General features: G+C 35.4%; 22 protein-coding genes and 1 pseudogene. 15 read left to right on the forward strand and 8 right to left on the reverse strand.

Features of this window, described 5'->3' with window-relative positions:
• Positions 1 to 91 precede the first annotated feature (91 nt).
• The 12 genes and pseudogenes from BKH41_RS06700 to BKH41_RS06755 all read left to right on the forward strand — a co-directional run bounded on the left by BKH41_RS06700 (position 92) and on the right by BKH41_RS06755 (position 11,874).
• The gene (locus BKH41_RS06700; protein ID WP_095298266.1) at positions 92 to 2,701 is read left to right on the forward strand and encodes an HD domain-containing phosphohydrolase; all 2,610 of its coding nucleotides are present in this window, start codon (positions 92 to 94) and stop codon (positions 2,699 to 2,701) included.
• A gap of 3 nt (positions 2,702 to 2,704) precedes the next feature.
• On the forward strand, positions 2,705 to 3,085 hold the full coding sequence (locus BKH41_RS06705; RefSeq protein WP_095298268.1) for a LysR family transcriptional regulator: 381 nt from the start codon (positions 2,705 to 2,707) through the stop codon (positions 3,083 to 3,085).
• 46 nt (positions 3,086 to 3,131) lie between these two features.
• Positions 3,132 to 3,869: a molybdate ABC transporter substrate-binding protein gene (modA, locus tag BKH41_RS06710; RefSeq protein ID WP_095298272.1), complete on the forward strand. Its 738-nt coding sequence runs from the start codon at positions 3,132 to 3,134 to the stop codon at positions 3,867 to 3,869.
• Positions 3,862 to 4,254 (forward strand): hypothetical protein, encoded by a 393-nt coding sequence (locus BKH41_RS06715; RefSeq protein WP_095298274.1) that lies wholly within the window; start codon positions 3,862 to 3,864, stop codon positions 4,252 to 4,254. Before modA ends, BKH41_RS06715 begins: the two co-directional genes overlap by 8 nt.
• Positions 4,250 to 4,930, forward strand: coding sequence for a molybdate ABC transporter permease subunit (gene modB / locus BKH41_RS06720; protein WP_095298351.1), 681 nt, complete (start codon positions 4,250 to 4,252; stop codon positions 4,928 to 4,930). The genes BKH41_RS06715 and modB overlap by 5 nt, the downstream gene beginning before the upstream one ends.
• Positions 4,927 to 5,793, forward strand: a complete 867-nt coding sequence (locus BKH41_RS06725) for an ATP-binding cassette domain-containing protein (protein WP_095298276.1) — start codon at positions 4,927 to 4,929, stop codon at positions 5,791 to 5,793. The genes modB and BKH41_RS06725 overlap by 4 nt, the downstream gene beginning before the upstream one ends.
• 150 nt (positions 5,794 to 5,943) lie before the next feature.
• Positions 5,944 to 6,495: pseudogene (locus BKH41_RS06730) on the forward strand (hypothetical protein); the annotation flags it as partial.
• Positions 6,479 to 7,090, forward strand: coding sequence for a hypothetical protein (locus tag BKH41_RS06735; protein WP_257875433.1), 612 nt, complete (start codon positions 6,479 to 6,481; stop codon positions 7,088 to 7,090). The pseudogene BKH41_RS06730 and the gene BKH41_RS06735, both read left to right, overlap by 17 nt.
• 154 nt (positions 7,091 to 7,244) lie before the next feature.
• Positions 7,245 to 8,831: an outer membrane protein transport protein gene (locus BKH41_RS06740; protein ID WP_257875434.1), complete on the forward strand. Its 1,587-nt coding sequence runs from the start codon at positions 7,245 to 7,247 to the stop codon at positions 8,829 to 8,831.
• A gap of 18 nt (positions 8,832 to 8,849) precedes the next feature.
• Positions 8,850 to 9,848, forward strand: coding sequence for a UDP-N-acetylglucosamine 4,6-dehydratase (inverting) (pseB, locus tag BKH41_RS06745; RefSeq protein WP_095298358.1), 999 nt, complete (start codon positions 8,850 to 8,852; stop codon positions 9,846 to 9,848).
• On the forward strand, positions 9,797 to 11,131 hold the full coding sequence (gene coaBC, locus BKH41_RS06750; RefSeq protein WP_257875435.1) for a bifunctional phosphopantothenoylcysteine decarboxylase/phosphopantothenate--cysteine ligase CoaBC: 1,335 nt from the start codon (positions 9,797 to 9,799) through the stop codon (positions 11,129 to 11,131). The genes pseB and coaBC overlap by 52 nt, the downstream gene beginning before the upstream one ends.
• A complete protein-coding gene (locus BKH41_RS06755; RefSeq protein WP_095298282.1) occupies positions 11,125 to 11,874 on the forward strand; it encodes a hypothetical protein in 750 nt (249 codons plus the stop codon). Before coaBC ends, BKH41_RS06755 begins: the two co-directional genes overlap by 7 nt.
• On the opposite strand, the gene BKH41_RS06760 is transcribed toward BKH41_RS06755, so the two are convergent.
• The 6 genes from BKH41_RS06760 to BKH41_RS06785 form a co-directional block, all read right to left on the reverse strand.
• Entirely contained in the window at positions 11,871 to 12,143 is a 273-nt protein-coding gene (locus tag BKH41_RS06760) for a DUF493 domain-containing protein (protein ID WP_095298284.1), read from the reverse strand. The genes BKH41_RS06755 and BKH41_RS06760 overlap by 4 nt on opposite strands.
• Positions 12,133 to 12,534: a YbgC/FadM family acyl-CoA thioesterase gene (locus tag BKH41_RS06765; RefSeq protein WP_095298286.1), complete on the reverse strand. Its 402-nt coding sequence runs from the start codon at positions 12,532 to 12,534 to the stop codon at positions 12,133 to 12,135. Before BKH41_RS06765 ends, BKH41_RS06760 begins: the two co-directional genes overlap by 11 nt.
• Before the next feature lie 197 nt (positions 12,535 to 12,731).
• Positions 12,732 to 14,462, reverse strand: a complete 1,731-nt coding sequence (locus tag BKH41_RS06770; protein ID WP_095298288.1) for a DUF262 domain-containing protein — start codon at positions 14,460 to 14,462, stop codon at positions 12,732 to 12,734.
• A gap of 547 nt (positions 14,463 to 15,009) precedes the next feature.
• Positions 15,010 to 15,162 (reverse strand): hypothetical protein, encoded by a 153-nt coding sequence (locus BKH41_RS09800; RefSeq protein ID WP_180762761.1) that lies wholly within the window; start codon positions 15,160 to 15,162, stop codon positions 15,010 to 15,012.
• A 2-nt stretch (positions 15,163 to 15,164) separates the two neighbouring features.
• Positions 15,165 to 15,359 carry a hypothetical protein gene (locus BKH41_RS09805; protein ID WP_180762762.1) on the reverse strand — a complete coding sequence of 65 codons (195 nt, stop codon included), beginning with the start codon at positions 15,357 to 15,359 and terminating at the stop codon, positions 15,165 to 15,167.
• A gap of 182 nt (positions 15,360 to 15,541) precedes the next feature.
• The gene (locus BKH41_RS06785) at positions 15,542 to 15,868 is read right to left on the reverse strand and encodes a hypothetical protein (RefSeq protein WP_095298295.1); all 327 of its coding nucleotides are present in this window, start codon (positions 15,866 to 15,868) and stop codon (positions 15,542 to 15,544) included.
• A 265-nt stretch (positions 15,869 to 16,133) separates the two neighbouring features.
• Between BKH41_RS06785 and BKH41_RS06790 the strand changes: the two genes are divergently transcribed.
• Together BKH41_RS06790 and BKH41_RS06795 are read left to right on the forward strand one after the other, a co-directional pair.
• On the forward strand, positions 16,134 to 17,474 hold the full coding sequence (locus tag BKH41_RS06790) for a sodium-dependent transporter (protein WP_095298297.1): 1,341 nt from the start codon (positions 16,134 to 16,136) through the stop codon (positions 17,472 to 17,474).
• Positions 17,475 to 17,483: 9 nt separating this feature from the next.
• The gene (locus BKH41_RS06795; protein WP_095298299.1) at positions 17,484 to 18,812 is read left to right on the forward strand and encodes a sodium-dependent transporter; all 1,329 of its coding nucleotides are present in this window, start codon (positions 17,484 to 17,486) and stop codon (positions 18,810 to 18,812) included.
• Positions 18,813 to 18,821: 9 nt separating this feature from the next.
• On the opposite strand, the gene BKH41_RS06800 is transcribed toward BKH41_RS06795, so the two are convergent.
• Positions 18,822 to 19,568 (reverse strand): SDR family oxidoreductase, encoded by a 747-nt coding sequence (locus tag BKH41_RS06800; protein ID WP_095298301.1) that lies wholly within the window; start codon positions 19,566 to 19,568, stop codon positions 18,822 to 18,824.
• Positions 19,569 to 19,636: 68 nt separating this feature from the next.
• Between BKH41_RS06800 and BKH41_RS06805 the strand changes: the two genes are divergently transcribed.
• Positions 19,637 to 20,989: an FAD-dependent oxidoreductase gene (locus BKH41_RS06805; RefSeq protein WP_095298303.1), complete on the forward strand. Its 1,353-nt coding sequence runs from the start codon at positions 19,637 to 19,639 to the stop codon at positions 20,987 to 20,989.
• A gap of 2 nt (positions 20,990 to 20,991) precedes the next feature.
• On the opposite strand, the gene BKH41_RS06810 is transcribed toward BKH41_RS06805, so the two are convergent.
• Entirely contained in the window at positions 20,992 to 21,819 is an 828-nt protein-coding gene (locus tag BKH41_RS06810; protein ID WP_095298305.1) for a S1-like domain-containing RNA-binding protein, read from the reverse strand.
• Positions 21,820 to 21,903: the final 84 nt, after the last annotated feature.

The raw sequence follows: 21,903 nt of genomic DNA on the forward strand, positions 1-21,903 counted from the left end.
AGGTTTTGGATATAATCTGCATAATTAAAAAAAGTATTTTTTTGGTATTATTTATTAAAATATTTTTTATACTATTTTTTAAGGATAAGTGTTGCGCTTAGTAAATATTATTTTTAAGGATAAAAATCAACTTCAGGCCGAATTGAAACGTCATCATATCCAACCTGAGAGCAAAGAAAAATATTTTATACAAATTTTTGGACCTTTAGGTCGTGAAATGTCAGAATATTTGATCGACATTTTAAATGAAATCCTGCCAGGTTGTGAAATCTTACTTGCTTCAAGTTCTTATCAATTGTTTGAATTTAAAGCACTTAGCGAAATTTGTTTGGGTATTTCGTGTTTTTCTCATTCGAGCGTGAAAACGGCATATTTTTCCAACACCTTAAGTGAGGAGCAGATAGCTACGCGTATCATTTCTGAGCTTGTAACGCCCAAAACAAAACTTTTGATTATTTTTATTGAATTTTTTAGCGTTTCAGGCGAAACTCTTTTAAATGAAATTTACCGACTTGCCCCTGATTTAATTGTATGTGGGGGAAAGGCGGCTGTGGGAAATCACATAAAGGCGTCCCGCACATTGATTGGGAACACCGCAGGCGTTTATTTGAATGGGATTGTTTGTGCAACGATTGATTCAGATATCTTAAACGTCCAAAACAGTCATATTTTTGGTTGGCGTCCCATTGGTTTGAGTCTGAAGGTTACAAAGGCAGTTCAAAATATTGTCTATGAAATTAATGATACTCCGATTAAAGAAGTCTATACCCATTATCTTGGAGAAAATATTTTAAGCGATCTGACTAAAACAGGTTGGAATTTTCCTCTTATATTTGAAGATTCTCAAGGAAATATGATTGCTAGGGTTTTGGATAAGGTCTGTGATGATGGAGGAATTTCTTTTTTAGGCATCGTTCCTGAAGGTGCGTATGTCAAGTTTTCGTTTGGAATTCTTGAAAATATTAAAGAAGATTTAGTGCTTGAAGATGCTAATCGCCCCAAGAATCTTGAGGCGATTTATATGTATTCGTGCGTGGGAAGAATTGCATTTTTAGGCTTGAAGGGGATCAATGAACTTTTAGACGTCTTTACTCATACAGATCTTGCGTGCGGGTTTTTTACCTATGGTGAGATTTATCATTTTGGAAGTTCTAATGCTATTTTGAACCTTACAAATACTCGTATTATGCTTAGTGAGAATACTTTTGAGTTTAAGACAAATGAGGATTGTTTGGAGATAGAGCGGAGTGAGGAATCAATGATTTTAAATGCACTCACGCATTTGTCTCAGGTTACTTCCAGAGAGCTTGATATCACTACTAGTTCGCTAAAAAGTTATAAAGAATTGATTATTGAAGCAATGCAATATATTGAAGTCGATCATAATTTAAATATTGCCAATGTCAATAAAAAAATGCTTGAGGTTTCAGGCTATACAAAAGAGCAGCAAATAGGAAAAAATATAGCGGATTTTTTAGATAAAGAAACAACGCATTATACCCTTACTGAAGTCATTCCAAAACTCAAAAAAGATGGGATTTGGAGTGGAAAAATGAACCATATCCGAGCAGATGGAAGCTTGTATTATGTGAATGTTTTTGTCAAAGCTATTTTTGATAATAATCATAATGTTTTGTCTTATATCGTGGGAGAAATTGATCGGACAGATGAGGAGATGAGGCAAAAAAGACTTGAAAATGATGTTAAGTTTTTGCAGTATTCTGATGAAGAAAAACAATCTTTACTCAATCAGTATGAAAGTCTCATTGATAGGAGTCAGATTTTATTTCGTCTTGATTTGAATCGTAATTTTATTTATACCAACTCCGCATTTTTGGAAGTTTTTGGTTTTGAATCAAAAGATGTTTTGGGTAGAAATCTTTATGAATTTTTAGATGATACGCAAAAGGAACATTTTTTAAAGATTGGCAAAACATTGAATGAAAAAGGAGTTTATAAGGGCATTATCGGTTGGAGCCGAACTGATGGAAGGCATTTTTATATCAATAGTATGGCCGTTTATATCTATGATCTTCAGGGTAAGCCTATGGAAATTATGGCGACAGGGATAGATGTCACAAAGATTATTGAAACCCAAAAAGAAATAGAAAGTATTCAAAAGGACGTTATCGTTGCGATGGGAACGATTTGTGAGGGAAAAAGCAGAGAAACGGGGAATCATATCAAAAGGGTGGCTGAATATTCTAGACTTCTTGCTAGACTTTATGGCTGCACACCTCAAGAACAGGATCTTATCCATATCGCCTCTCCAATGCACGACATCGGAAAAGTGGGCATTCCTGATTATATTTTAAATAAACCTGGTAAGCTAACTCCTGAAGAATTTGAAATTATGAAGACACACACGACCTTAGGGGCAGATATATTAAAAGACTCTAATCGTTTGATTTTAAAAACTGCCTCTGAGATTGCTAGAAGCCATCACGAATGGTGGGCAGGAGGTGGTTATCCTAATAACTTGAAAGGAAATCAAATCCCTCTTTTTGGGAGAATCACTTCTCTTGCAGATGTGTTTGATGCAATCAGCAATGACAGGGTATATAAAAAGGCTTGGCCTTTGCCTGAAGTGATTGAGTATATCAAAGGACTTAGAGGCAAACAGTTCCAACCTGAATTGGTTGATTTGTTTTTAGATCATATTGATGAGTTTTTAGTCATTAGCAATCGTTATAAGGATTAGAAGATGAAAATCTTTTTGCGTTTTTGGATAAAAAAAGAAAATAAAAATTTTCTAGGAAAAGGTAAAATAGAGCTGCTTGAACACATTAAAACGACGGGATCGATTTTAAAGGCGGCGAAAAATATGCGAATGAGCTACAAAGCAGCTTGGGATAGCGTGGATAGTATGAATCATCTCTCTAGGGAACCTATGGTTAAAAGTATCAGCGGAGGCAAAGGTGGAGGGGGCACGGCACTTACCCCTGAGGGTGAGGAGGCAATTGCTGTTTTCAAACAACTTGAAAGAGCGATGGGGAGATTGGAAGAATATTTCAGCCAAAGCCAAAATTTAGATGAATTGGAAAAAAAAATCACTTTTTTAGAAGACAAGCTAGCATCTTTATAGAGCGTTATATAAAATATTATATAATGATTAAAAAGGAGATCAAAGAATGAGAAAGTTATTTTTTTTATGTGTTTTATTTGTGGTTGCATCATTTGGTAGAGAGATCAATGTGGCTGCTGCTGCTAATCTTGCTCATACGCTTCAAGAGATTCAAAAAGAGTTTTTAAATACCCATCCTCAAGATAAAATTAATATCAGCTATTCTTCATCTGGCAAGGCTTATGCTCAAATTTCTCAAGGAGCACCTATTGACTTGTTTGTCTCAGCTGATAGGGAATTTCCCCATAAGCTTTATGAAGAGGGAAAAACCCCTCAAGAAGAAAGGATTTATGCTCAAGGTGTTTTAGTGCTTTGGAGTGCAAATCCTAAAATCAAGATCACTTCGCTTGAGATGCTTGCAGATAAAAATATTGTTCATATAGCCATTCCAAATCCTAAGCTTGCACCTTATGGAAGAGCGGCCAAAGAAAGTTTAGAAAAAACCCGCCTTGAAGGGAAGATAAAATCAAAACTCATCAATGCCGTATCAATTTCTCAAGCCCATCAATTTGTTGCTAGCGGGAATGCGCAAGCAGGTTTTGGAGCATTGTCTTTGATAGATAAAAAAGATAAAAATATCAGTTATATTATCGTGGATAAATCCCTTTATTCTCCTATTGATCAGGCTTTAGTTCTTACTAATTATGGCAAAGACAATGAGTTGGCAAAGGAGTTTGAAGCTTTTATTTTAAGCCCAAATGCAAAGGCGATATTCAAAAAATTCGGTTATATAGTGAATGAATAAAATTCCTTGCATAGTTGAAAATATTTTATATGATGAGGGAATTATCTTTATAAAATTGGCATTCGCAAACCATTTTTTAAGTGCAATGCTTTTGGACGGAGGGCATACATTTTATAAGGGTCTTCAACTCAATGCTGTTTTTAAAGAGAGTGAAGTGATGGTTTGTGATCCGAGTTATTTTAAGATTAGCGCTAGAAATCGTTTTGTGTCAAAAGTTTTAAGAACTGAAGTTTCTTGCGCAATTGCTAGAGTGATTTTTGAATTTGAAGGTAGAGAAATTTCCTCTTTGATTTCAGCAGAAGCTTACAAGGAGCTTGGGATAGATATAGGAAAAGTTTTTGGTTGGTTTGTGAAATCTTCTGAAGTGATGCTTGAATATGATTGATCCAGAGTTTTTTCAAACGATGCGTTTGACTTTTGCCCTAGCTTTAGTCACAACGCTTATTTTATTACCCATAGGGATTGTTTTGGGAAATTATTTGGCATTTGGACGGGGAGTTTTTAAGACTTTTTTGGAAACTTTGATTTGGATGCCCTTGATTTTGCCACCGACTGTCTTAGGATTTTATTTGTTGTTGGCGTTTTCCCCGCAGTATGTTTTCGGAGAATTTTTGCAAAATATTCTTGGTATTAAGCTAGCATTCAGTTTTTGGGGTTTGGTGCTTGGGAGTGTGATTTTTTCTCTACCCTTTATGGTCAATCCTGTTAAAAGTGGGCTTATTTCTCTTCCAAAGTCCTTAAAAGAAGCAAGCTATACCTTAGGAAAAAACAGGTTTTATACCTTGCTGTTTGTTTTGTTGCCTAATATTAAGCCTGCTATTTTGATGGCGATGGTGACGACTTTTGCCCATACGGTCGGGGAGTTTGGCGTGGTGATGATGATTGGAGGGGATATTGCTGGAGAGACTAGAGTGGCTAGTATCGCTATTTACACCCAAGCGGAGGCGACGAATTATACTTTAGCCAATCAGTATGCTTTAAGCCTTTGTTTGGTGAGCTTTATCTTACTTTTTGCAGTGATTTTTATTAATAGAAAAACAGGCGGTAAGGGAATTGTGTGATTGAACTTGATTTTACAAAAACGCTTGATGGCAGCAAGGGAAAATTTGCCTTAAAAGTCAGTCTTAAACTTGAAGAAGGGAAGTTTTTCTCGATATTTGGCAAATCTGGGGCAGGAAAAACAACGATTTTACGCATTTTATCGGGATTGGAAAACCCAGATAAGGGAAAAATTGCAATCGGAGGGAGGGTTTATTTTGATTCTTATAATCGTATCAATCTACCCGTCCAACAAAGAAAAATCGGGTTTGTCTTTCAAAACTATGCACTTTTTCCACATTTGAATGTTTATGAAAATATCGTTTTTGGATGCAGGGGTGATAAGACGCGCATTCAAGAGGTGATTTTTTTGATGGAGTTGGAGGGGTTGTGTAAAAAAAAGATTGATTCTCTTTCTGGGGGTCAAGCTCAAAGAGTGGCCTTAGCAAGAGCTTTGGTGAGTTCTCCTGAAATCTTGCTTTTAGATGAACCTTTGAGCGCTCTTGATGGAGAAATGAGGGCAAAGCTTCAAGAAGAACTGAAACATTTGAGCAGGCATTTTGGTATGACAACTTTTTTGGTCAGTCACGATTTGGGGGAGGTTTTTAGACTTTCTGATCGAGTTATTTGCTTGCAGAATGGGGAGATTGTAAAAATCGGCACGCCTGATGAGGTGTTTTTAAACGAACGCTTCAGTGCCAAACTCCAAATCAATGGTGAAATCCTTAAAATCACAAAAAACTCTTTAGTGTTTATCGTTGATATTTTAATAAATGGTTCAGTGATTAAAATCGTTTTAGACCCCAATGAGGCTGCAGGGTTCAAAGTTGGCGATTCTGTGGCAGTTGTTGCAAAAGCGTTTAATCCTTCAATTGTTTTGTTGTAAAAATGGCACGACTTTTGCTTAAAAATCTGAAACAATATTTTAAAAGGATGTTTTATGACAAGAAGGTTATTAAACGGTTCGGCTTTTTTAGCAGTAGGCATAGCGTTTGTGGGGTGCAATTCATTGATGACCCCTTCAGATGAAACGAGTCTTATTCCGCCTTCTGCAGTTTATCAGCCTGGCGGGGTTCAAGCTCCTGTTTATCCTCCGGCAGGTTTTAATAATCCCAATTTAAATGCCGGAAATATAGTCAGACGCAATAGTGAGCCTCCTCTTCCGCTCCCAGATACGCGTTTTGATAATTCCAATGAATCTATAGCTCCTAAAAATTCAGAGCCGATGATTCCAAATACTCCACTCCTCACTCCGACTAATATTATTGAACTTAGTGCGGTGGGTATGGGTGTAGCACCTGAATCAACTATATCCCCTTCACAGGCTTTAGCTTTGGCAAAGCGCGCTGCAATCGTCGATGCTTATAGGCAGTTGGGCGAAAAAATGTATGGAATTCGTGTCAATGCTCAAGATACCGTTAGGGATATGGTGCTTCAGAATTCTACGATTAAAACAAAAGTTCAAGCATTGATTCGAAATGCCGAAATCACAGAGACCGTTTATAAAGATGGTCTGTGCCAAGTCAGTATGGAATTAAAGCTTGATGGTAGAGTATGGTATCGTGCATTGAGTGGTACTCGTAGCTAAAATGCTCTTAAATAAAATGTCCTTGAGAAAAGCCTTCATTTCTTTTGGGGCGGTTTTGATCCCTATTTTTTTTGCATCTTGTGCTTCTGTAGGGGATTTTTTTTTAAATAAACCCTCAAAAGAGGCAGGAGTTGCTGCAGCTGAAAAATCTAAAGCGGAGCAAAAACCTGCCAAATTTAAACTTATCTATATTAAAACCCCTATGTTGCGCTTTTATGATTATGGTGTTTTGGATATTCAACCAAAAGAAAAAGAGATCAATTTAGAGCTTTTCAAACTAGGGAAAAGTATCGGAACTATTCGAATAGAAAAATCTCAAATTTGTTTTTTGAATGATTGTGCTCCCAAATGGCCTGCCGCTAAAAATTTCTTTGGAAAAGTCAGTTATGGAGATTTGTTTGAAGATATTTTGCTTGGACGGGATATATTTGGCGGTATTGGCAAACAAATAGTTTCGAATGATACAATGATTCAAAGATTTCAAAAAAGTGGCGAAATTATTTTTTATGAACGCAAGCCCGGACATATTCTTTTTCGAAATATGAGTACAGGCGTTACTATTTCCATTGATGACTATAATGATAACTCTCAATAATTCTCTTTGTTTTTGTGATTGAAACAAGCTTCAGCAAGCGTTTTTATTTTTTTGATAAACTTTAATGGTTCCATTAAATACGATTTTAACCAAAAAAAGATAAAATAAGTTTTTAAAATCAGTCATTAAAATGAATGACTTTTATCGGGATGCAATGAAAAGAGTTTTATGGTTGGCGTTATTGTCTTCTTTTGTTTTTGGAAATGGATTTAAAATCCAAGAGCAAAGCACTAATGGCACAGCACTCAGTTCTGCTTATGTGGCAGGTGCTAGAGGGGCGGATGCAAGTTATTATAACCCAGCAAATATGGGCTTTAGTAATGACTGGGGGGAAAATAAAAGCGAGTTTGAAATCGCCACTTCCCTCATCACTATCCCAGGATTTAAGTTTGATGTACCCACGACCAATCAGGGACTATATTCTAGTACGACATTAAAATTTGATGATAGTGTCATAGGAAAATTAGCATCTGGCATAATGAATGCACCTATAAACCTTTATCATTCCTCACCCGACTCTCAGATTGTATCAGGTTCAACGGGCGATACGAATTTTATTTTGCCGAAGTTTTTTTATAAATCCCGCACACATAATGGCTTTACTTTCGGGGCGAGTTTTGTAGCACCTTCAGGCTTGGCGATGAATTGGGCGGGCAAAGGTGGGGAGTTTTTGCAAGATGTATTCATTATGATGATTGAGTTTGCTCCAAGTGTGAGCTATACGATTGGGGATCGATTTTCGGTAGGTTTTGCCCCACGGGTTCTCTATGCGATGGGAAGCTTTAATAATGTCGTGTATGTGCCGTTGGATAAGAGTGGGGCTGGAATTTCTCTAAGTAAAGACCAAGTGATGAATTTGACTGATGATCAATTGAATGCATTGATACCTAAAGACAATCCATTGATAAATCTTGTGTTGGGTGCTTGCAAAGTATTTGGTTGTACAATCAAATCTTTGATGGGGTCTCTTGCTTCAGAAACCACTAATCTCTTTGGAACTGCTAAGGTTTATCAAAAATCTGATGGGAAAGCTTTATCGACAGGATATCGCGTATCTGCTTCTTTGAAGGTATTTGATCACGGAATGTTTTCGGTGGTGTATAATTCTCCTGTCAAATTCGATATGAAAGGAAATTTGTCTGCGACAACCTATATTGGGGGAGCTATTGGAAATGTCTTGACGACGGGGGATCTTAATATCGCTGTTACGATGCCTGAGATCTTAACGCTTGCATATGCTCAAACGTTTTTCAAGGATCGTTTGCGGGTCGAGGGTGTATATGAAAGGACATTTTGGAGTCGGGGGAGTAAGTTTTTAGTAACCCCTGACTTTGCCAATGCTACTTATACTGGGCTTAGTGGGATGGTGGCAAATCAAAATGTTTTTAACAGTAATACCTTAAAAAATATGGTCGGGTTGGCTGATTTTGCAGGGGTGATGAATATGGGAGCGGGTTGGAGAGATACCAACACATATCGATTGGGTGTTACCTATAAGGGCAAAAGCTTGCGCTTGATGGGATCTTTGGCTTATGATGAGGCACCTAGCCCACAAGATAAAATCGGTATTCCCGATTCTGATGGGTATATGGTCGGTGTGGGTGCTAAATATAATTTCAGGGGTTTTGATTTAGGATTGGCATATTCAGTAACTTTTAAGGACAATAGGCGCAGTATGTATCAATCTGATGGTCTTGGGCAACTCAAAATTGCTACGATGAGTTTAGGCTATCGCTGGTGAGGGAAAAATATGGCGCATATGATTGATGGGAAGACAATTTTAATTACGGGTGGAACGGGAAGTTTTGGAAAAAAATTCGTTCAAACGGCGTTACAAAATCATAACCCTAAAAAAATCATTGTCTATAGTCGCGATGAACTCAAACAATGCGAAATGGCACGGATTTTTGATGATAAAAGAATGCGTTATTTTATTGGGGATGTTAGGGATAAAGAAAGACTTCAAAGCGCTTTTAGGGATGTAGATATTTGCATTCACGCCGCAGCGCTTAAGCACGTGCCTATCGCTGAATACAATCCGATGGAATGTATCAAAACCAATATTTATGGGGCAAGCAATGTGATTGATGTTGCTCTTGAATGCGGGGTTGGGCATATTTTGGCATTGAGTACAGATAAGGCTGCCAATCCTATTAATCTCTATGGGGCAACCAAACTTTGTTCTGATAAGCTTTTTGTAAGTGCAAATAATATCAAAGGACTCTCTAAGTCTAAATTCAGCGTGGTGCGTTATGGAAACGTGGTCGGGAGCAGGGGGAGTGTAATCCCTTTTTTTAAACGCTTGATTCATCAGGGGGCAAAAGAGATTCCTGTTACTGATGAAAAGATGACGCGTTTTTGGATCACACTTGAAGATGGTGTGAGATTTGTGCTCGATAGTTTGGAGAGAATGCACGGGGGAGAGATTTTTGTCCCCAAGATTGCAAGTATGAAGATTGTAGATTTGGCAAGAGCGCTTGCCCCAAATATTCCTGTCAAAATCATCGGAATTCGTCCGGGTGAAAAATTGCACGAGGTGATGATCCCTAAAGATGATTCGCATTTAGCATTAGAATTTGATGATTTTTTTATCTTGACTCCTGCGATTAGTTTTCAAACCCCGATTGATTATACCAAAACGCTTAAAAATGAATGCGGGAAAAGAGTAAAAGAGGGATTTGAATATAGCAGTAACGGCAATGACAAATGGCTAGAAGCTCAAGATATTTTGACAATGAGTGCAAATATAACTATTTAGCGTCACTCTTTGTCGATGGGGGAAATATGCAAGATTCTATTTTATCAGGGCTTGAGTTTATAAAAGGTAAAAATATCTTACTTTTGGTAAGTGCTTCGATTGCTGCTTATAAGACGCCTGATCTTGGAAATACATTTAAAAAGCTTGGCGCGAATGTGCGCGTTGTGATGAGTGAAGAGGCAAAGAAATTTGTAACCCCTTTGTGTTTTGAGGCGATTTTGCATACAAAGGTTTTGCACGCAGACACTGAGAGTTGGATTGAAACAAAAGATGAGCTTTCCTGCAACCATATCGCTTATGCCAAGTGGGCAGACATTGCTATTGTAGCACCTGCAAGTGCAAATACTTTAGCAAAAATAGCTTGGGGGATTGCAGATAATTTGGTTTTAAGCACGCTTTTGGCGTGTAAAGCTCCTAAAATGGTCGCTCCAGCGATGAATACGGCTATGTTTGAATCACCTCAAACACGCCATTGTTTAAAATATTTGAAAGATTATGGATTTGGTATTATTGAACCCCGAGTTGGTTTGCTTGCTTGCGATACTTATGGAAAAGGTGCGATGAGTGAGATTGAAGAAATCATTTTTGAGGCGTGCAAGCGATTGGTTTCAAATGATTTTTGGCAAGATAAGGAAGTGATTATCACAGGCGGGGGAAGCGTGGAAAATATTGATTCGGTACGCTATCTTTCTAATCATTCCAGCGGACTGCAGGCAAGCTTTTTGGCGATAGCTCTTTATTTGCTTGGAGCAAAAGTTGTTTTGATCGCTTCATCTTTTCCTATCATCTTGCCATTAGGAGTGAAGCGTTTTGAAGTCACAGATAGTGCGTCTTATCTCAAAACGATCAAAGAAAATATTCCACAAAAAGAAAGGGTATTTTTGTTTATGGCTGGAGCGATTAGTGATTATGTCCCTAAGAAGCGTTTTGAAAGCAAACTGAAAAAAGAAAATATTGGGGAGAATTGGAATATAGAATGCGTTAAAAATATTGATATTCTCAAAGAGCTTTGTTTTCCTAATCTTATTAAAATTGGCTTTAAGGCTGAATGCGATGAGGCAAGAGCTATCCAGTCAGCTCAAAAAATGCTGCAAGATATTCACGATGGGGGTAAAGGGTGTAAAGTGGTGTGTTTAAACATCATTGGGAAACACAATCCGTTTGGTTCTTCAAATAATGAAATGATGTTTTTTTCTAAAACTGCCACACACCACGCCACTCTCAAAGATAAACTTAGCATAAGTTTTGAAATTACAGATTTTGTCCAAAGGCTTTTATGTTAGACCAAATCAGGGCTTTGGCGCATTTGAATGCGTTGGGAGTTAAGGGTAAAGGGGTGAGTGAGTTTAACGCTACATTGCCTTTATTATTAAAAGTCCTTGAAAAAAAAGGTGATGGGGAGTATTTATTAAGACTAGGGAATGCAACGATTGCTACAAGAAGCCAAAAGGAACTTACTATCGGGCAAAAGTATTGGGCACAAATGTCTAGAAGTTCAGTAGGAGCGATTGTGCTTTCTAATCTCATACACCAGCCCCAAATGCTTGAAACCTTGCAGAATAGTCCATTGAAGTTTTCTTTCAGTGATTTGGAAAAAATCTTTAAAGAAGGGGATTTGCAAGACTCTTATAAGGATTTTTTACTGGATAAATTTGTAAATGCACAAACTCGATATGAATTTTTAAGTCTGGGGAATTTGTTACTTTCTTTGCAGAAAAATGTGCTTTCTTTTGTTATTTCTGATTCCAATCAGGATTCTTTGGTACAGCTTAAAGTAAGTAAATCCAAAAAGCAAAGTCTGGAGTTTTATGCACTTTATCCTAATTTAGGACCGATACGCGGGAGAGTGTATCTTAGAGAAAATGGGGTTAATGCCCAAATTTATGTGGCGTATGAGAGTATTAGAAGGATTTTGGAAGCCGATAAAGACAGACTGAAAGGATTTGATGTTGTGCAGATTTGTATGGAAAAAAACATTGAACCTTTGTTTGAGTTTGAAGAGAGTCTTTTAGATATCAGGGGTTAGATTACCATCTTGATTTCAGGGTGGGCGGAGAGTTTAGTATAGATCTCATTGCGCTCTTCTTCGGTGTTTGTGATGATTTTGGCGTGGAAACTGACAAATCTACCTTTGGAGGATTTATTTTTTGTTTCCAAAGTGTAGGGTCTTGGCATTATTTCAAAGACTGCTTCTTTGATTTTGTCTTCGTTTTCACCGATAATTCGGTATTCCCATTCACAAGGATAGGTAATTTCGGGTTTTCCTTGCAGTATTTGAATATTGTTATTTTCCATTGATAATCTCCAAGAATTTTTTTGGTATCACGCTTGGGTGATGGGTTGTGAAATCAATATAGCCTAATTTTACAATCATTTGGAATATTTTAGTGTTACAAGGACTTTTATTTGTGTTATCAAATATTTTATAAATTTCTTGTTGGAGCAAGATGGAGACATTTTTTATTTTAAGTGGCTTATTTCTTACTTCTATGATATCACCTAGCATTGCACTATCTATAAAATCGGCATTTAAAGAACGCACGACAAATCCGCCCGTATTTGTTTGCGGATCTGTTTCTGCAGCGAAAAATGCTTCACTTCTAGCACGTTCGCAGTATCTGATATAAGCGGTATGATAGACAATTCCTCCGCAATCGGTATCTTCGTAATAGACTCTGATTTTCATTTATTAATTTCCTGTATAAAGTTAATATTTTTTTAGAGCATGTATAGTTAAACCTCATTTCTTTCTAAGTTATTTAAATTCTATGTTAATATTTTTTTAAGCTATTTTTCATAGAGATAATATTTTTTGAATTCTTCAAAGCTTTCTATTGTGAGATTTAAAAGTTTAAGATTGATCGATCATTAATGTCATGATTGCTACTTTTTATATTTTTCTAAAACAGATTCTTCAAGCTTTGGATAAATCCATATCTTAATTGCTTGGTTTGATAAAATATTAGCTCTATTTATTATGGCTTCTTCATTCCAAATATTGATATCTCTTAGATATTCGTTTAATTTTAGAGGACTTTTTGCAAACCCACCTTCTAAGTCTCTTTTTTCTTTAAAAGGTTTATCGCCATATTCTTGGTTGTAGCCCGTAAGTGTTAGGTTGCCTAATGTATGTAACCAATTCTTTTGAATATCTTTCCAATTTGCCCCCAAATCATTTTGCCACTCTTGTGATAGCTTTTCATTTTGAGGCATAATATGTTCTATTGTATAATTATTAACATTTATTTTTTCTTTCCTGCCGAAGTTTTCTAATCTTTCTAGGCAATATTTACTATTTCTAAAATCATAGAAATTTCTTGATATAAACTCTTTTTGAAACTCTTCATCCTTTGGGAATCTTTGTTGATGAGGTGCTAAAATTAATTTAGCTTGAAAACTTTCTAAATATTTGTCTTTTTCAATTGAATATTTGTCTTTTTCAATTGAATTTGCAAAGTTTAGAAATACTTTATTGAGTCCATTTGTAGGGATGCCACAGATGGATCTTCTAATAATATAGCTTTCTATTAGTCGAACAGCTTTTTCAAAATCTTCTATAGGTAAGCATTTTTTTCTATAATCATCGTAGAGTTGTAACAATAGAGGATAAGCAACATCAACTTGAAGCTCTTTAAAGTCTTTGAAAGCACAAGATAATTTTTTGTTCTCTTCTTGATCTAGTGCTATTTTGCAGAAATATTGAGAATAAACTCTTATATCAGCTATCAAAGATTCAATATTTGATCTTTTTTCTTTATGATATTTTTTGAATGCTTCATAAATATGATTTATTTTGGGAAATTCTTTTGTTTTTATGGCAAGGTAATATCGCATAAAGGCATCAAAATAATCTTGATAACCTTCTTGTCCAAAATCAAGTTCCATCGGTCGCCAATAACTTTGATATAGCGTTAATTGAGTTTTGTGATCTACCCCCATTAGGATATAATTTCTAATCAAATCTGTCTGGGTAAGATCTTTGCCTGTTGAGTTCATACTTTCGAAAATTAACTGCGGATTGTCATGATCTCTATCAAGTGAAATGTCTACAACCGATAATTTTTCTATACCTTTACAGATAATTTCAAGCTGATGTTTATGCTGTTCAAGTTTATTTTTAAAAAAAATATAATTTTCATTTATTCTAATAGAATATTCTTTTGGCAGTTCCCTTTTTTCTATAAGGGCTATTAGGGTATCTTTATCTGTTTCAGACAAGATAAGCCTATATTTTTTATCATCCTTTTCAAGATGATTGATTAGGTACCAATCTTTTAGTTTATTTTTTGAGAAATCTTCTATAATTTCTTGCTTTTCGTCTAGTAACTCGGATAATGCAATCAATAATAATATTATAGTTGTGAGTCTTTGTTGTCCGTCTATGATGACTAAATGAGACTTAGCTGTGGCAGAATAAATGCCATCCTGCACATAGACTATTGAACCTAGAAAATGAGTATTATTTTTTTCGTCTAATCCTGCCCGTAAAATATCTTCCCAAAGTTCTAAACATTCTGCTTGTTTCCAACTGTAAAATCTCTGATAAATGGGTATTGTGAATCCAGGAGAAACATTTTTAATGAGATTCAATAATATTGTTTCTTGTGCTTTCATAATTTTTCCTGATTATTTTAATTTTTATTAATTCTGCCATAGATTAATAAATAAACAAATACCGACTACAACGTATTGAAAAATAGTTTGTGTGTGTTTGATATTGCTCAAATATGGCATTGCAAAGTGGTAAAAACCTTAGATCTTTAAAAAAAACTATCAAGACAAGATTTATTTTTGTGAGGATTCTTATTGTCTTTTACGGATAGATATTGGAGTGAGACAACATTTGGATTCCAAAAATTTTGTAATTTATAGTGACATTGATTTTAAAGATTTTTAATAACATCCTCGCAGTCAAATTAATTCGTATTGCTGATATCATTTAATAAAACTTTAAGGATTTATTTTTGTTCATTAGACACATTTTTTCTTTAGTTTTTTCTATTTTAGAGAAAAATCCTTTTGGTAATTTTTCAAACTTTTCAGGAAGTTTTTCAATTATATAGATACCAAGCTCTTGACTTTTTGAAGCTATTCTGATTTTTCCTAAAAACACTCCATTGTGCCACATAAAAAAGAAGTCTTATATCCATAATCGTCCCATTCACTTTTTTTTGAGATGGATTCTATTGGTTTTTTCACTAGATTCTCCAAACTTAGTTTTAAAGCCTTCGGTTTGTAGAATTTTCAAATAATCAGATTCAGTCATTTTTTTATTTTCTGTTTTATTTTGTTTTATATATAGAGGATCGTCCATATTTATTCTTTATTGATAATAGATTTAATTAATATGTCAAGATCGCTATCTTCATTATAGCCAGCTTTTGCAATATAATTAACTTTATTTTGTTTTAGTAAAATTTGTACAGCCTTAATTTTATCGTCATACACAGCTATAGAAATCCCTCCTTCGGATTTTATTGCTTTCATTTGCCGGTATGTCTGTTTCTCCATCACCGAAATATATCATTCTCTCAAAAGGAATTGCTTTTTCCTTTTCCGGAATATATTTGTTAATTTCAGAATTGTCCCAAGCGCCTTTAATTCTCTTGTTGAACCTAAGAGAAATTAGGTTTTGATTGTGTAATTATATAGTAAGTGCTGGCTAAACAGGCTATTTGCCTATATCATCGCATTTAAATGATGATATATAAATTCTTTAAAATGCTTTCTAAAATTATTGTGGCATTTATCATTTCTTTTGTATCAAATGAAATAACTATAATGTTCGATTTCCATGTTTCTTTCTTTTGTATTTTTATTGATTCTATCAAAAAATTCAATATTTTTCTTCCCATGTTTTTCAAATTCATCTGTCTCAATTTCTTTGGTCTTTCCCGCTTTTTTTGTTTTTTTGGATAATGTAGAAACATATAAGATAAAACTTCATTCATATCGTTTTCTTGGGAGATTACCTTGACTTTATCCCAGAAATTCTTTTTAGGAACACCTAATTCAAGCAAAAAAGAATTCTCTTGAATATTGCCTCATGAAAATTAAATAGATTTATTATGGTCGTCCATCAAGTTTTAGATTTTCGTTCTCCGTTTTTTATTTTCATATTAAAAAACTATTCCCATCATTAATATTATCTAAAAAACAGCGAGGATTTTTAATTTTTGTATCATTTTTACTCCTAAATTTTTATTTTTTTCTCAATCAGTGTGAGTTTTAAAATATAATTTAGTATATTGTTTGTTTTATTTTATTTTGTCTAGGGCAGTAAAAATGAGTAATTTTTCAAAATTCGGTTTTATATTGGCGACTTTGGGTAGTTCAATCGGGCTGGGACATATTTGGAGATTCCCTTATATGGCAGGCGTAATGGGAGGCGGGGGCTTTGTTATTTTATTTTTATTTCTCTCATTGACCATAGGGATTTCGATGCTTGTTGCAGAAATGATCATCGGGCATACTACCCGAAAAAATACGACCGAAGCGTTTAAAGAGCTTGATCCAAGTCCTCAAAAGCGATGGGGCTATGCTGGAATTACACTCATTGGTGGTCCTTTTATTTTGACTTTTTATTCAGTCGTGCTTGGATGGGTGCTATATTATCTTTTTGTCGTAAGTTTTGATTTGCCTCAAGATATTGCGACTTCTGAAGCTCAGTTTAATAGCTTGTTGAGCGATTCGATTTGGGCTCAGATTTTTGGTTTTAGCGGGGTACTTGGAATTACAGGCTGGGTCGTTTCAAGAGGTATCAAAGATGGCATTGAAAAGCTTAATTTCGTTTTAATGCCTTTGTTGTTTGTGATTTTCATCGGTTTGTTGATTTATGCAATGTTTATGCCTTCATTTAGCAGAGCTTTTGATTTTATGTTTGCTTTTAGAATTGAAGATATCACGACTAATGTCCTGATTGCCTCTTTGGGGCAGGTATTTTTTTCCTTGAGTCTTGGAGTGGGGATCATCATTACTTATTCAGCTTCCACCTATAAAAAGCAAAATTTACTTAAAAGTGCTATTTGGGTTGTCATCCCTGGTATTTTGATTTCAATCGTAGCAGGACTAATGATTTTCACTTTTGTTTTTGAATACGGAGCAAAAGTTTCTGAAGGTGCGGGTCTTGTGTTTGTTTCTTTGCCTTTAGTGTTTGGAAAAATGGGCTTAGCAGGCAATGCGATTTCGATTCTTTTTCTTTGCGCGCTTGCATTTGCAGGCATTACTTCTACAATTTCTTTGCTTGAGCCTTCGGTAATGTATATCATTGATAAGTTTAAGCTAAAAAGATCAAGTGCGACGTGGCTAATTACTTTGGGGATATATATCGTTGGATTGCTATTGATTTTGTCATTAAATAAGCATTATCAGGAAGGATTGACTTTTTTTGATAAAAACCTTTTTGAATGGGCGGATTTTTCTTCTTCAGCAATTGTAATGCCCTTAGGTGGATTTTTATCGGTTATTTTTGTGGGCTGGGTGATTGGCAAGCGACGTGTGTATGAATATAGCAGGCACTTTTTGTCAGAAAGAATGTTTGAAATTTGGTTTTTTATTGTGCGCTATATTGCACCATTGGTTGTGATTGTGATTTGGGTTGCTAAATTTTTAGAAATTTTTTCATAAAGGTTTATTTTGGCTAATTTTTCAAAATTTGGTTTTATATTGGCGACTTTGGGCAGTTCGATCGGGTTGGGACATATCTGGAGATTCCCTTATATGGCCGGAAGTAACGGAGGAAGTGCTTTTGTAATGCTTTATTTATTTTTGACCCTCACAGTTGGTGTTTCAATGTTGCTTGCAGATATGATTATTGGGAATCAGGGTCAAAAAGATATGGTGTCTTGTTATGAGAGATTGGATAAGACTCGATATAAGTTTTGGAAAATAAGCGGAATTTTTTTAATCGGGGGTCCGATTATTTTATCTTTTTATGCGGTGGTTCTTGGCTGGGTGCTATATTATCTTTTTGTCGTGAGTTTTGATTTACCTTTGAGTCTTGAATATTCAAAATCTCAATTTGCCAACTTGAGAGATCAGAGTATATTCTGGCAAGTAGGGGGTTTTAGCATTTGTTTATTTTTGACTGCTTGGATTGTTTCAAGAGGTATCAAAGATGGCATTGAAAAGCTTAATTTCGTTTTAATGCCTTTGTTGTTTGTGATTTTCATCGGTTTGTTGATTTATGCAATGTTTATGCCTTCATTTAACAGAGCTTTTGATTTTATGTTTGAATTTCATCCTGAAAAGATTGATTTAAACGTTATTATCGCTTCTTTGGGGCAGGTATTTTTTTCCTTGAGTCTTGGAGTGGGGACGATTATCACTTATGCATCTTTTACAAAACGGAATGAGAATCTTTTAAAGAGTTCTCTATGGGTTGTTATTCCAGGCATTTTGATTTCACTTATCGCAGGATTGATGATTTTTACTTTTATCTTTGAATATGGGGGCACGCCTGAAGAAGGTGCGGGTCTTGTGTTTGTTTCTTTGCCTTTAATTTTTGGGAAGATGGGATTAGCCGGAAATGTAATTTCAGTGCTATTTCTTTGCGCGCTTGCATTTGCAGGGATTACCTCTACGGTTTCTTTGCTTGAGCCATTCGTACTTTTTTTGATCAATCGTTTTAACTTTGGGCGTCTTGGAGCTACTTTTTTGGTGAGTTTTATTGTTTATGTGATTGGTCTTTTGGTTATTTTTTCTCTGGATAAAGGTTATGCAAATAGCTTGACTTTTTTTGACAGAGATATTTTTGGTTGGACAGATTTCATTACTTCTTCTGTGTTAATGCCTTTGGGCGGACTATTTTCAGTTATCTTTGTGGGTTGGGTGATTGGAAAGCAGCGTGTGTATGAATGTAGCAAACATTTTTTATCAAAAAGAATGTTTGAAGTTTGGTTTTTTATTGTGCGTTTTATTGCGCCATTGGTTATTTTAGTGATACTAATCTTGCATTTTAAATGATTTAAACCTCTAGAATTTAGCCACATTGAGGGCTGCAGGGGCTTGAGTTGTAGGCATCATTTCGATTCGATTAATATTGATGTGTTCAGGAAGATTTGCTACCCACCAGATCGTTTCTGCAATATCTTCAGGCAATAAGGGATGAGTGTTTTCATAAACTTTTTGAGCTTTGAAGGCATCTCCTTTAAATCTTACGAGTGAAAATTCACTTCCCCCGCAAAGTCCGGGTTCAATATTGGTAACACGAATATTTTTATCATACAAATCCGCGCGCAGATTGAGGCTAAATTGCTTGACAAAGGCTTTTGTAGCTCCATATACGTTCCCACCTGGATAAGGATAAGTGCCTGCAATTGAGCCGATATTGATGATGTGTCCTTTTTTGCGTTCTACCATTTGTGGAAGCAGGAGATGTGTGAGTTTGATGAGGGCATTGATATTTGTGGCTATCATCTTTTCCCAATCAGAAACGGATGTTTTTTCGGCTGATTCGAGTCCGAGGGCTAATCCTGCATTATTGATAAGTAGGTCAATTTGTTGGAACTCTTGAGGAAGTTTTTTGAGTGCGTTTTCAATCATAGAAGTGTCGTTAATATCGCTTGCAATGATTTGACACATTTCTCCAAGCTCTTTTTGCAATTCTTGAAGCTTTTCTTTTCTTCTAGCAGTTGCAATGACATAATGCCCTTCTTGAGCGAATTTTTTTGAAATCGCTTTTCCGAAACCCGCAGAAGCTCCACTAATAAAAACTACCATTTGTTATCCTTTAAGAATTATTATTCAGTTTGTAGTTGAGTCATTATATAAAAAATTAAGGAATCCGGATGCAAGAATTTGATATTGTAGTAATTGGTTTTGGAAAAGCAGGGAAGACATTAGCGTTAAAAAGCGCAATGATGGGAAAGAAAGTTGCCTTGATTGAAAGGTCTGAAAAGATGTATGGGGGGACTTGCATTAATATCGGTTGTATTCCGACGAAATCCTTGATTAAACAGTCTTATTTGGCACGTCGGTGCAATAAGCAATCAGAAGCAAATTATCAACAAAGCATTCAGAAGAAAAACCAATTAGTAGAGTTTTTGAGGGCAAAAAACTATGAAAATTTGGCACAAAATAAAAATATTACTATTTTTAACGGAGATGCGTCTTTTTTGGATAAATCCACGATTCAAATTGCAGGAAAAGAAAAGCAAAGCATCAAAGGAAAAAAGATCTTCATCAATACAGGTGCAGACAGCGTAATGCCAAATATTCCCATTGATTCCAAAAGGGTTTATACCAGCACGACATTGCTTGATCTTGAAGAACTTCCAAAAGAATTTGTGATTGTTGGAGGGGGATACATTGGATTGGAATTTGCGTGTATGTATGCCAATTTTGGTTCAAAAGTAAGTATTCTGATTCGTAGCTCTTCTTTGATGCCAAAAGAAGATGAAGAAATTGAGCGCTCTGTGCAGGATTCTTTTGAAAAAATGGGTATTAATTTGATTTTTAATGCAGATGCAAAGAGCATTAAAGACAAGGTAGAGAAGGCATGTATTTCTTATGAAAAAGAAGGAAAGAGTTTTGAAATCAATGCAGATGCTGCTTTGATTGCGATTGGAAGAAAGGCTTATACAAAAGGTCTTGATTTAGACAAAGCCAAGATTGCACTGAATTCCCGAGGTGAGATTATAACCGATGAGTTTTTGAAAACCAATGTCGAAAATATTTATGCTTTGGGAGATGTAAAGGGAGGCAGACTTTTTACTTATATTTCTCTGGATGATTTTAGGATTGTTTTTGATTCCTTGTTTGGTGAAGGTAAAAGGAATACAAATAATCGAACTGCAGTTCCTGATGTATTGTTTTTGGATACCCCGCTTTCTCACGTGGGCTTGAGAGAAAGGGAGGCGCGTGAAAAAGGTTATGAAATTAAAGTTGCTAAACTTCCTGCTGCTGCTATTCCAAGGGCAAGGATTTTAGAAAATACCACAGGATTACTTCAATTGATTACAGATGCCAAAACGGATTTGATTTTGGGGGCAACTCTTTATTGTGAAGATTCATCTGAAATGATTAATATTTTTTCGCTCGCCATTAATGCAGGGCTTCCATATCAAAAACTTAGAGATATGATATTTACCCACCCCTCTATGAGTGAGGCAATCAATGATTTATGTGGGTTAATAAAATAGATTCAAGAAAGGCAGATAGATTTCCTTTGGGGATCTTGCGAGCTTTGAACGATAATAATTTTGGATTCTTTAAGAAGAGCATTAATAAGAGTTTTAAAACTTTTTTTACTCATTTGGCAAATGGTGTAAATTTCTTGAGGAGGGGAGTTAAAATCAAGCTCTAAGTTTTGCTTATCTTTGATTATTTGCAAGAGTCTCTCTTTTTCCTTATTTAAATCTTCAAATGCCTTTAAAGAAAGATCAAGTTTTCCATCAGATCGAACCTTTTGGATATAAGCACTGCTTTGTTTTCCTATTTGAAGAGGAGAATAAATCTGATTTTTATAAAGAAGTCCGTAATATTTTTGATTTACAACACAACCGATTCCAAGAGGTGTTGTTTCAAATGGGAGTATGGTTACTTTTTTGTATTTTAAAGAACCCTTAAATGGCAATAAACGCTCTTTGATTCCAAGTTTTGCGATCAGTCTGTTTTGCTTGTCATTTGTTAAAACCACTACGACAGATTGCCCGATTTGGAATCTTTTGGGATTTTTAGAGGGCATAAAAATATCCTTGTCAATCCCTAAATCCAAAAAACAGCCGTTATCTTGAATGGAAACGATGTTTAAAGCAAGAATTTCCCCTATCTCTCCAAGAGGTTTTTGAGTGGTGGCTACGGGACGATCTAAAGAATCGGTATATAAAAAAACTTCCAAGAAGTCACCGATCTTTAAAGATTCTGTAACAAATTTATTGGGGAGCAAAACTTCTTCCTCACCCACTTTGAGATAAGCGCCAAATGGTGTAAAACGAGCGACTTGAAGAGATTGGATTTTACCTGTAAGCATTTTTCCTCGATTTTGGCATTCAAATTGTGGTATTGTAGCGAAATATATTCGATGGATTCAGGCAGATCTTTAAAAGCATTAAAA

Origin of the sequence: Helicobacter sp. 12S02232-10 (genome assembly GCF_002272895.1) — a bacterium.
In the GTDB taxonomy this organism is placed as follows: Bacteria; Campylobacterota; Campylobacteria; order Campylobacterales; family Helicobacteraceae; genus Helicobacter_J.